Origin of the sequence: Nostoc sp. (genome assembly GCF_041747015.1) — a bacterium.
Lineage (GTDB): Bacteria > Cyanobacteriota > Cyanobacteriia > Cyanobacteriales > Nostocaceae > Nostoc.
In genome coordinates, this window is sequence record NZ_JBGTFY010000371.1 from 1 (window position 1) to 11,143 (window position 11,143).

Genomic DNA, 11,143 nt, shown 5'->3' on the forward strand with positions numbered 1-11,143 from the left:
TCGCGCTTGCGTCTCCCCTTGGGAGAGGTTTGCGCTTAATTACTATATCTCACCACTCCCGCGCATTCATCCCACACTCCGTCTAGTGAGTGTGGGATGAATGCTGATCTAGCTAAAATGCTACTAAAAACGGTAGCCTGGAAGAATCACTTTCGTCACTCACACACTGCGTCATGTTGCCGAAACCTAAAAAGTATTGGACACCTCAGCATTGGGCAAGTTGGAAGCCCTTTGGTATTGGCGAACAGTACCCTAACAATTACTGGGAGGTGTTTCGAGCAATCTGGCACTCTCGTGACAAACTACCTTATGCGTGGAATATTCTCGATAAAGGTGTCTGCGATGGTTGCGCTCTCGGAACAACCGGGATGAAAGATTGGACATTAGATGGTATCCATTTGTGCAATGTCCGGTTGCGGCTGTTGCAGATGAATACCATGTCAGCTTTTGACCCTGTGCTACTGGCGGATGTCTCGCAGTTGCAAAAGCAAAAAAGTGCCCAATTACGGGATTTAGGAAGGCTTCCGTACCCAATGATGCGTCAACGAGGGGAAAAAGGCTTTCGCCGTGTTAGCTGGGATGAAGCTTTAGAAATAATTAGCGATCGCATTCGCACTACTACACCAGACCGTCTCAGTTTCTATATTACCAGTCGTGGCACCGTTAACGAAACTTATTATGCTACTCAAAAAGCTGTGCGGGCAATGGGAAGCAATAATATTGATAACGCCGCCCGCATTTGCCATTCTCCTAGTACGGCGGGGCTGAAAGCTGCGATTGGTGCAGCAGCTACCACCTGTTCTTATAAAGACTGGATTGGTACTGATTTATTAGTCTTCATTGGCTCCAACGTTGCTAATAATCAGCCTGTTACCGTCAAATATCTCCATTATGCCAAGAAAGCTGGCACTAAAATTGTCATTATTAATACTTACCGTGAGCCAGGAATGGAGCGCTACTGGGTGCCGTCAATTGTGGAAAGTGCCGTTTTTGGTACTAAGTTTGCGGAAGACTTCTTCTTAATCAATATGGGCGGGGATATAGCATTTTTCAATGGCACTATTAAACATATAATTGCTAATGACTGGGTAGACCAGTCATTTATTGATTTGCACACAGTTGGCTTTGCCGAACTCAAAGCATCGTTAGAAAGCCACTCTTGGGAAGAATTAGAGCGGCTTTCTGGTACATCCCGCGACTCAATGTACGCCTTTGCCAAAATGGTCAAAGAAGCTAATAAAGCCGTATTTGTTTGGAGTATGGGCATTACCCAGCATGAATGCGGCGAAGATAATGTGCGAAGTATCATCAACTTAGCTCTCACCAAAGGTTTTGTCGGTCGGGAAGGCTGCGGTTTGATGCCAATTCGCGGTCACTCTGGGGTGCAAGGTGGTGCAGAGATGGGATGTTATGCGACAGTGTTTCCTGGTGGTAAACCCATCACCCCAGAAAATGCTGCCCAATTGAGTCAGCATTGGGGTTTTGAAGTGCCAGCCAGCAAAGGTTTAATTGCTCCAGAAATGATTAACGCCGCTCATCAGGGGCAATTAGATGTGTTGTTTTCTGTGGGCGGGAATTTTTTAGAAGTGCTGCCAGAACCAGATTATGTGGAAGTGGCATTGAAGCAAATACCGTTGCGGGTACACATGGATATTGTTCTCTCCAGCCAAATGTTGGTAGAACCTGCTGATACTGTGGTGCTTTTACCTGCGACGACTCGCTATGAAATACCAGGGGGAGTTACACAAACCAACACCGAACGCCGGGTAATTTTCAGTCCAGAAATTCCGGGGCCGCGCATTGGGGAAGCACGTCCAGAGTGGGAAGTGTTTTTAGAATTGGCAAGGCGGGTAAAGCCAGATTTAGCAGATAAGCTGGCTTTTGTTGACACAGCTGCTATCCGTCAAGAAATTGCTCAAGTCGTCCCGCAATATGCTGGTATTCAACACTTACAGCAGGCTGGTGATCAGTTTCAGTATGGTGGATTACATTTGTGCTTTGGTTGGAACTTTCCTACAGAGGATGGCAAAGCACACTTTGGCGTATTATTGCCACCACAGAGGGAATTACCAGAGGGCTATTTTTTATTAGCAACACGCCGAGGCAAACAATTTAATAGTATGGTGCAGGAACGCAAGGATGCAATTACTGGGGCGGTGCGAGATGCTGTGCTGATAAATGCTGCTGATGCAGCACAGTTGGGTTTAAAGAATAGCGATCGCATCATTCTTAAGAATGAGTTAGGCGAGTTATTCTGTCAAGTCTATATTGCGCCAATTCAGTCAGGTAACTTGCAAGTACATTGGCCAGAAGGGAATGTGCTATTAGATAAAAGTAAGCGATCGCTTGAAGGTGTACCTGATTATAATGCGATCGTCCGGTTGGAAAAAATTTGAATCAGATCAAGACTACCGCAAAGATCAGCATCTCTACGGTAGTAATGAATTAACCCTAAAGTAAACCAAAAGGAGCTATGTTTAGCTTAATTTGCTACTTTCAGTTATCCCCAATTCTAGAAAGTATTGAGAGTTATTGGACTTACCTAACCCATCGCTTGCACGGCACTCAACATAAAATTAACTCGCTGCTCAAACTCTAGCTTTTTGATCAATGCGACAAATTCATCCGTTTCACCAGGTAGTTGATATTCGGAGGGTACTTGAATAATGCTTCCATTCTCCATTCCTTGTGCCAGCAGCAGCCAAACGTCTAATTTTGCATTGGGACTTAGAGCATTATAGGCTTGGCTTGCACCATTAATAACGTCGCGTTGTGCTTGTAGTTGCTCTTCAGGAGACAAGTCTAAAAATTGGTCAAACACTGCTTTAGCAGGACTTTCAACGCTATTAGGAGGTGCTGGCGTTAGCTGGTCTTTAATATCCAAGTAACCATACCAAAGTAAGGCTAGCTGAGTATCTACATCAAAGCGTTGAAAACTTTCTAAAGCTGGCTTTGTTTTTTCGTCAACTGTGTAGGTCATAATAAACTCCAAACAAGTTCAAGTTATTCTTAATTACTGAAAAAATTTACTTTCAGTATCTTCATACAACTTAACAAACAAAGGGAAATAGATAACCTTACTTAGGGTAGAATCAGGACTTATTACATAAGACAGGTATAGATAACCCAAATTGCTAGTTACAAAAATACCTGTTTCGATGTATGGTAAATACCATAAAAGAGTACTTAGGACTTTTGTCAGCTAACCATAGTTAGTGTTTGAGATAAAAGTCTGATGGCGGCAAAATATCTAACTTGTTGCATTTGATTTTAATATTCTGATGTGATGGGATCTTAGTTGATGGCCATATTACCCAGCTTTTATCTAATATTTCTGTGTATAAATATGCCAGAAACTAAATCAACTCCTCATACACATAATGAGGAGCTTACCGCTTGTGAAAAATTTTGATTAGAATGCAGATGTCCACCAAGGGCTGTACTGTCTACCTAAATCCAGAAAAGAATCGATGAGTAATCAACTACAAGACTACAATCCCAGCGGCGTAGGTGAAGTAAATGGCAACCTCTTTGGTTTACCCTGCGATTACGAATCTGCAAATTTGATTGTCTTTGGTGTGCCGTGGGAAGTCACCGTTTCCTATGGCGCAGGCACAGCTAATGGCCCACAGCGAATTCTCGATGCTTCGACTCAACTGGATTTGTTCGATTTTGATCACCCTGATGGTTGGAAGCAGGGAATTTTTATGGTGGAAATTCCCCAGGATATGTTAGAGAAGAACACGTACTACCGCGCCTTGGCAGCAAAAATCATCGAGCGATTAGGTCAAGGTAAACAACTCTCAGATACACCAGATTTAACATCTGTGCTGACAGAAATTAATCAAGCTTGTCAACAAGTGAATCAATGGCTGTTTAAAAATTGTCAGGAAGCAATTAACAAGGGTAAACGAGTTGCAGTTATTGGTGGAGATCACAGTTCGCCTTTAGGTTATTTCCAAGCATTAGCGGCTAACTATGCAAACTATGGCATTCTGCACATTGATGCCCACGCAGATTTACGGGATGCTTATGAGGGATTCGAGTTTTCCCATGCGTCAATTATGTTTAATGCGATGAAAATACCGCAAATTTCTAAGCTAGTACAGGTGGCTTTGCGTGATATTAGTCATGATGAAGTGCAAATAATTGACCAATCTAGCGATCGCATTATTGCTTATTATGACCCTGCTATTAAGCAAAAGCTCTACTCTGGAACTACTTGGATTGATTTATGCCGAGAAATTATCAGTCATTTACCTGAGAATGTTTACATTAGCTTTGATACAGATGGTCTAGATCCCAAACTCTGTCCGAGTACAGGTACTCCCGTTCCAGGTGGGTTGGAATTAGAGCAAACATTTTGTCTATTCCGGGAATTGGTCAATAGTGGCAGAAAAATTATTGGCTTTGATATCTGCGAAGTCGGTGATGGGGAGTGGGATGGTAATGTTGGAGCGCGGGTAGTTTACAAGCTGGCAAATTTGATGGATTTATCTCAGCAGAAAATATAAACGATAGAATTTTGGCAGAGTGGCAATGATACTGAACTAAAGGCGATGACAACAGCAACTCCTCCGTCTCTCACCCTCGAAGAATTCCTCAAACTGCCAGCAACCAAGCCGGCTTGTGAATTTATTGACGGTCAAATTTACCAAAAACCTATGCCTGCTGGCAAACACTCTCGTCTGCAACTCAAGTTTTGTGATGCTGTAAATGAAGTTGCAGAAACATCAAAAATTGCCCTCGCTTTTCCAGAATTGCGCTGTAGCTTTGGTGGACGTTCTATTGTTCCCGATGCTGCTGTATTCATTTGGGAACGAATTCCTTTTGAAGCTGACGGTGAAGTACCCAATGCTTTTAAAATTTATCCCGACTGGACTGTAGAAATTCTCTCGCCTGAGCAGAGAGCTACTAAAGTTATCAGTAATATTTTGCACTGCCTTAAACATGGTACTCAGCTAGGATGGTTAATCGATCCAGATGAGCGATTGATTCTAGCATTTATACCTGGACAGGAACCTATTGAGTTGACAGGTAGCGATTGTCTTCCCACACCAACGTTTTTAACACTGGACTTGACAGTTGAGCAGGTTTTTGGGTGGCTAATACCAATTCGTAATTCGTAATTAGAACACAAGTTATTAACCTCAAAGCCTCACCATTTCACCTCTGAACTCGGAACTTGCACCTTTGAACACGATCTGTCGAGTCAAAAGAGCGTAGGCGCAGCCCGTCGGAGACATCGCTCCACCTCAGAACACGATCTGTCGAGCAAAAAGGGCGATCGCAATACGGTTCGGATAAGACTTGATCCCCCCAACCCCCTTAAAAAAGGGGGGCTAAGAATAGCTCTATTTCCCCCTTTTTAAGGGGAGCCAGCGCGGTCTTCTCCCAAAGGGAGAGGCTAGCGCCAAGGGGGTTTCCCCCATGAGTGACTGGCGTGGACTAAGGGGGATCTTTAAGGACTATGCACCTTAACCGAACCGTATTGAGTGCGATCGCTCCACCTCTGAACATGAATTGTCGAGCAAAAAGGGCGATCGCTTTACCTCTGAACTCGGAGGTTGCACCTTTTAACACCAATTGTCAAGCTAAAAGAGCGTAGGCGCAGCCCGTCGGAGACATCGCTTTGTTTGCTTTAAGAATTGGCCAATAACGATGACCAAGATGAGTGTCAAAAATCTCTCCTCTTGCTTTTCTAGTTGTCGAGGTGCGGATAAGCACTACCATTGAAACTAAAGTCTCAAAGAAAATTATGTTAAATGAAGTGAATCTTGAACAACGTTTAGCGACTCTTGAACATACAGTTGCGGATCTCAAACGTCGAGTCATCGATGCGCCTGCTTCTAGTAATTGGCTGGAAAAGGTTATTGGCTCAATCTCTGATGAACCAGCATTTTTGGAAGCTTTAGAATATGGGCGGTCATTGCGCCATGCTGACATATTTACAGATGAAGCTGGCGAACAACTGTGAAATATTTACTCGACACCGACCATATCAGTTTTCTGCAACGACGCTCAGGAGCAGAGTTTTTAATATTAGCTGCACGATGGATTTAAGAATAGCTGCGATCGCGCTTTCACGGGGTTTAGTACTATTGACTCGCAACACTAGCGACTTTAGCAAAGTTCCAAACTTGATAACACAGGATTGGACAGTGTGAACTACAAAGTTAACTAAAGAGCCAAAGATTTAACTTCAAACTTCACTGTTCAACTTCTGAACTCGGAAGTTGCACCTTTTAACAGCAATTGTCGAGTCAAAAGAGTGATCGCTCGACCTCAGAACTCGGAGGTTGCACTTTTTAACACCAATTGTCGAGCTAAAAGAGCGATCGCTCCACCTCAGAACTCGGAAGTCGCACCTCTGAACACCAATTGTCGAGTCAAAAAGGCGATCGCTTTACCTTGTAACACGAGTTGTCGAGTAAAAACAGCGTAGGCGCAGCCGTCGTAGACATCGCTCCACCTCAGAACTCAAAGGTTGCAACTAGGAACGTAAATTTTTGGTTAATAAGCTAGCTATCCCAATACTCTATTGATTTATTCTAAGCAGCAAAATCATACACTGGCGTTTCAACAATGCGGACAAGTTCCCCATTCATCTGTAGCGTGTAGGTTACTGTTTATTCTAATAGTGTCTCATTGGAATTACTGCTCATCGTTGCTTCTCCTTCGGGTAAAGTCATTTTCAAAACTCAAAGCTTGCACCTTAGAATACAAATTGTAGGCGTTGTATAAATGCGGGATGATTTTATGGATTTCCCTTTGCGTGAGACATTCATCATCCAGCCAATTATCGAACAGATGCAATCTAGAGAGTTACCAGGCGATCGCATATCTGAAATAGGCTATACAATTTTTAAGCTACAAGTTAAAAATAGCCATACCACAAACTCATGTTGCAAAGCGCAATTTTAAAAATAGTATCCACCATCATCGGGTTATGGCGATCGCTAACGGCAACAGAACCTTGGCGGCTTCTCACGGCAGTCACTCATGAGGGAAACCCCCTTGGCGCTAGCCTCTCCCTTTGGGAGAAGACCGCGCTGCCTCCCCGTTGTAGTAATTACCGTCTAGCAGAGGAAGAATTTTAAAGCCTTAACTAATGACAAATAACAAAAGATACAGCGAACAGACGGCAGCATCACTCATAATTAAGTTGATTGTCCACCAAAATGTCCTATGACCGATCTGGATCGATACTATAGAATTTTGGAATTAGAGCCTGGAGCAACACTTGAAGAAGTGAACCAGGCTTATAAAGATTTAGTTTTTGTTTGGCATCCCGATCGCATTCCCAAAGACAATATCCGCTTACACCAGAAAGCACAAGATAAGCTTAAAGCCATAAATGAAGCTCGTGATCAATTGCGCTCTCTCAAAACCAAACATCCAACCACACCTCACTCATCGGCGTCTCAACAGCAAACACCATCTCAAACAACCCAGCAATCAGCAAGGCAAAGCTCAGACTTGAGTGGCAAAGACTACAGTCGGGCAAATTTGAGCAATAAAGACTTATCTGGCAGAAATCTGAGTTATGCCAATTTGAGTGGCGCTAATCTCAGCGATACTTTTATGCACAAAGTCAACCTGAGAGGAGCGAATTTGTCTGAAGCAAATTTGTTTCGGGCTAACCTACTTTTAGCTGATCTTAGGGAGGCGAATTTACGCGCTACTAATTTGATTGGTGCGGATCTCAGTGGAGCCGACTTACGGGGAGCCGACTTGACGGGAGCGCGGATTCGTTCTGGCGAACGCCTTCTAGTTAAATTAGTTGGTACTAACTTAGCTGGGGCAATTATGCCTGATGGGACAATTTTTCAATAACTAAGGTTATTTATTACCGAATATTTTCTTAAAGTACTTCTTGTTGCTTTTGAGTTAAATACATCGCAATTCCTTTCTCGTAGTAAGCTGCTTCATTAATAAAAATAGGATAAACAGTAGATGCTCCCTCATATAAAATATCTTTTCCGGCAAAAGTCAGAAATATTGGATCGCCTGGATTAAGAGGCTCATAATCTCTAAACTGAAGCTGAGGGTGAATCATAGCTTGAATTTCACCGCTATTGCCTCTAGGATAATCGATAGTCCCAAGGTATTTATAAAGTGTAAGTGTGCTGTTTATCTGCGGAATATTACCTTGGTTGCACCTTTCAAAATAATCTAAAATTGCATAAATAAGCTGCTCTGTTTTCTGAAAAAGTTCGGCATTTAAGATATTTTGAGCCACAGCACCAACTTCGATAACAAAACCCAATTCACACAAAGAACGCAGAAAACCACTTTCTCTAGATTGCTGATTAATACAGACTTTAACCAAAGGATTTATTAAACTCAGATAAGCGGCTAACTGAAGTAAGAAAGGATGCATATCGGAAAAAATCAGACTTAACCCCATGTTGGCAGTTGTGCTGTGCAAATCAACAATTACATCTACGAAGCGCTGATTTTGCGGTTGTAATATCTGTTGAATTGCTTTCGCCCGTGTATCTTCGTAACTTGAAAGTTGGGGGTTTTGTAAGCCTTGATTAGTGAAGCAACGGTTTAAATCCTTGTCAATGTATCGTTTGCCTTCTTCAATAGCTTTGAGATTACCAAGTAACGCTAGAGTTTCAAAACTTGCTCTATTGATTAAATTAGGATATTGCTGAAACTTTTTAACTAGATGTACTCCTGTTAACTCATTACCGTGGTTTCCTCCAACGATTGCAACCCGCTCGATTTGACTCATAACAACCTCATATAAAAAACTACCTTAAGTTATTGAGAATGTGAAAGCGATCAGCTAGTCCTTTGAGTGTAATATTTTGGGCGATCGCATCATGGGGGATTAAGACATAAACCCAAGGTTTGCCACCGTAATTTAGCATATAGTCAGAAGCCTTTTGACACCATTCAAATGGTACATCCTTCTTGGCAAGCACTTGAGGATTGTCTACCTCATCTCGATTTTTGGGTTCAAGCATAAAGATTACCTCTTCTGTCTCTGCAACAAAATCGGGTTGATATTCTAGGTAATCTTCATCCCATTTATAATAAATTTGAAATTGTCCTCTTGCAGGCGTATTCCTGGCTTTCGTAATCTACTATTACACTCCATTATCGCTAGAAAGCTGATTATTTCGTTACTAACTTCACACACTTAACTCAGGCTTATCAATCACTCCGCTTGTGATCCTGATTCTCTCGTCAATTGATAAGTTTTACTTAATTCCCTTCAGAAGGTGGAGGAATACACCAGGAAAGCTGGATGCAATACCGTACCGGATTTAGGAGAATATTGATATTAACGGTAATAATCGGTTAACCCCAATTATTTACAATATCTTGTAAAAGACTGACGCGATGTCTACGACAGGCTACGCCTACGCTCCATATTCAAGCCAAAATGTGATAACTGTTAAGCTGTTGGTTTGAGCAGAAAAGGGGAGGAAATTTATGGGGTATGATTTTCAAGCGATGCCTCCGGCGGGCTACGCCTACGCTGAACTTTACAAAAACGCCCTTCTCAACGACGTACTCCCATTTTGGGAAAAATACTCCCTGGATTGGCAGCAAGGCGGCTATTTTACTTGTCTTGATCGCCAGGGACAAATTTATGATACAGACAAATTCATCTGGCTGCAAAACCGCCAAGTGTGGACTTTTTCCATGCTTTACAACCAGCTAGAAAAACGCGAAAACTGGCTGAAAATTGCTAGCAATGGGGCTAATTTTCTTGCTGAACATGGCAGAGATAGTGATGGTAACTGGTATTTTGCCCTTACCCGTGAAGGGAAACCATTAGTTCAGCCTTACAATATCTTTTCTGATTGCTTTGCAGCGATGGCATTCAGTCAATATGCACTCGCTAGCGGCAAAGAATGGGCAAAAGATGTGGCAATGCAAGCTTATAATAACGTTTTACGCCGCAAGGACAACCCGAAGGGCAAATATAATAAAACCTATTCCGGCACACGTCCGATGAAATCATTGGCCGTACCGATGATTTTAGCCAACCTGACTCTAGAAATGGAATGGTTGTTGCCAAAAGAAACACTAGAAAATGTTTTAGCTGAAACTGTCCGCGAAGTGATGACCGATTTTCTTGACCAAGAACGGGGACTAATGTATGAAAACGTTGCCCCTGATGGTTCTCACATAGATTGTTTTGAAGGACGCTTAATTAACCCAGGTCACGGTATCGAAGCCATGTGGTTCATCATGGACATCGCCCGTCGGAAAAACGACAGTAAAACTATTAACCAAGCCGTTGATGTGGTGCTAAATATCCTAAATTTTGCTTGGGATAGTGAGTACGGCGGCTTGTATTACTTTATGGATGCAGATGGTCATCCCCCACAACAATTGGAATGGGATCAAAAGCTATGGTGGGTTCACATAGAATCTTTGGTTGCATTAGCAATGGGCTATCGCTTGACCGGGCGTGAGGTGTGTTGGGAATGGTATCAAAAAATGCACGATTACGCCTGGTCACATTTTGCTGATTCAGAATACGGTGAGTGGTTTGGCTATCTTAATCGGCGTGGAGAAGTATTGTTAAATCTCAAAGGTGGCAAATGGAAAGGATGTTTTCATGTACCGCGTGCATTGTATCTCTGCTGGCAACAGTTTGAGGCGATCGCTACTCCTTTGCAATAGATTTTTTGCAAAAGTTCATGTTTATAACCACAACTCAAGCTGTGTATACCACAGATGATGCTGTGACAACCACAACTCAAGCTGTGGCTACCACAGAAGAAGCATTGATAATTACAATTGAAGCTGTAATAACCACAGGTTCAAGATTACTTATGAGTAGTGAAGCATCGATAACTACAATTGAAGCTGTGATAGCCACAGCTTTAAGTTTACTTATGAATGTATTAGTTGTAGTAACGACAGCTTGAGTTATTGCAAACGCAGTCAGTTTAATCTCTGTTACTGTACAAGTAAAAGTAAAATTAGTGCCATTGAAAAGATGTCTCATGAACGCTGTGACACATAAGGTATCTATACTTTTGCAGAAATTGACCCAGAAATTAAATTCCTGAGCTAAGTATCAAAAAGTTGCAACTGGTGGTCTAGGCGGCTAAACGAAGAATTTGATCTAGCTCACGTGAGCGTGGCGTCAAGTCCCCTTCAGGAGCGG

At 42.5% G+C, this 11,143-nt stretch carries 14 protein-coding genes; 11 read left to right on the top strand and 3 right to left on the bottom strand.

Translation table 11 applies throughout. The features are described from left to right. The first annotated feature begins 173 nt into the window (after positions 1-173). Positions 174-2,396, top strand: a complete 2,223-nt coding sequence (locus ACEW80_RS29470) for an FdhF/YdeP family oxidoreductase (protein WP_373530009.1) — start codon at positions 174-176, stop codon at positions 2,394-2,396. A 146-nt stretch (positions 2,397-2,542) separates the two neighbouring features. Here ACEW80_RS29470 and ACEW80_RS29475 read toward each other — a convergent pair whose 3' ends face one another. Further along, positions 2,543-2,980 carry an orange carotenoid protein N-terminal domain-containing protein gene (locus ACEW80_RS29475; RefSeq protein WP_373530010.1) on the bottom strand — a complete coding sequence of 146 codons (438 nt, stop codon included), beginning with the start codon at positions 2,978-2,980 and terminating at the stop codon, positions 2,543-2,545. A gap of 490 nt (positions 2,981-3,470) precedes the next feature. Between ACEW80_RS29475 and speB the strand changes: the two genes are divergently transcribed. The 8 genes from speB to ACEW80_RS29515 all read left to right on the top strand — a co-directional run bounded on the left by speB (position 3,471) and on the right by ACEW80_RS29515 (position 7,836). Then, entirely contained in the window at positions 3,471-4,514 is a 1,044-nt protein-coding gene (gene speB, locus ACEW80_RS29480; RefSeq protein WP_373530011.1) for an agmatinase SpeB, read from the top strand. 45 nt (positions 4,515-4,559) lie between these two features. After that, a complete protein-coding gene (locus ACEW80_RS29485) occupies positions 4,560-5,129 on the top strand; it encodes a Uma2 family endonuclease (RefSeq protein ID WP_373530012.1) in 570 nt (189 codons plus the stop codon). Between the two features lie 341 nt (positions 5,130-5,470). Then, on the top strand, positions 5,471-5,608 hold the full coding sequence (locus tag ACEW80_RS29490) for a hypothetical protein (protein ID WP_373530013.1): 138 nt from the start codon (positions 5,471-5,473) through the stop codon (positions 5,606-5,608). 66 nt (positions 5,609-5,674) lie between these two features. After that, the gene (locus ACEW80_RS29495) at positions 5,675-5,977 is read left to right on the top strand and encodes a transferase hexapeptide repeat containing protein (protein ID WP_373530014.1); all 303 of its coding nucleotides are present in this window, start codon (positions 5,675-5,677) and stop codon (positions 5,975-5,977) included. A gap of 294 nt (positions 5,978-6,271) precedes the next feature. Then, entirely contained in the window at positions 6,272-6,445 is a 174-nt protein-coding gene (locus ACEW80_RS29500; protein WP_373530015.1) for a hypothetical protein, read from the top strand. Between the two features lie 314 nt (positions 6,446-6,759). Further along, positions 6,760-6,924 carry a hypothetical protein gene (locus tag ACEW80_RS29505; protein ID WP_373530016.1) on the top strand — a complete coding sequence of 55 codons (165 nt, stop codon included), beginning with the start codon at positions 6,760-6,762 and terminating at the stop codon, positions 6,922-6,924. Beyond that, the gene (locus tag ACEW80_RS29510; RefSeq protein WP_373530017.1) at positions 6,903-7,100 is read left to right on the top strand and encodes a hypothetical protein; all 198 of its coding nucleotides are present in this window, start codon (positions 6,903-6,905) and stop codon (positions 7,098-7,100) included. Before ACEW80_RS29505 ends, ACEW80_RS29510 begins: the two co-directional genes overlap by 22 nt. Positions 7,101-7,188: 88 nt before the next feature. Continuing rightward, positions 7,189-7,836, top strand: coding sequence for a pentapeptide repeat-containing protein (locus tag ACEW80_RS29515; protein ID WP_373530018.1), 648 nt, complete (start codon positions 7,189-7,191; stop codon positions 7,834-7,836). 28 nt (positions 7,837-7,864) lie between these two features. Here the strand turns inward: ACEW80_RS29515 and ACEW80_RS29520 are convergent, their stop codons facing one another. Together ACEW80_RS29520 and ACEW80_RS29525 are read right to left on the bottom strand one after the other, a co-directional pair. Continuing rightward, complete coding sequence (locus tag ACEW80_RS29520) at positions 7,865-8,743, bottom strand: aspartoacylase (protein ID WP_373530019.1); 879 nt, start codon at positions 8,741-8,743, stop codon at positions 7,865-7,867. Between the two features lie 19 nt (positions 8,744-8,762). Then, positions 8,763-8,978 (bottom strand): hypothetical protein, encoded by a 216-nt coding sequence (locus ACEW80_RS29525; RefSeq protein ID WP_373530020.1) that lies wholly within the window; start codon positions 8,976-8,978, stop codon positions 8,763-8,765. Between the two features lie 472 nt (positions 8,979-9,450). Between ACEW80_RS29525 and ACEW80_RS29530 the strand changes: the two genes are divergently transcribed. Further along, positions 9,451-10,653, top strand: coding sequence for an AGE family epimerase/isomerase (locus tag ACEW80_RS29530; protein ID WP_373530021.1), 1,203 nt, complete (start codon positions 9,451-9,453; stop codon positions 10,651-10,653). 17 nt (positions 10,654-10,670) lie between these two features. Continuing rightward, positions 10,671-10,901 carry a hypothetical protein gene (locus ACEW80_RS29535; protein WP_373530022.1) on the top strand — a complete coding sequence of 77 codons (231 nt, stop codon included), beginning with the start codon at positions 10,671-10,673 and terminating at the stop codon, positions 10,899-10,901. Positions 10,902-11,143: the final 242 nt, after the last annotated feature.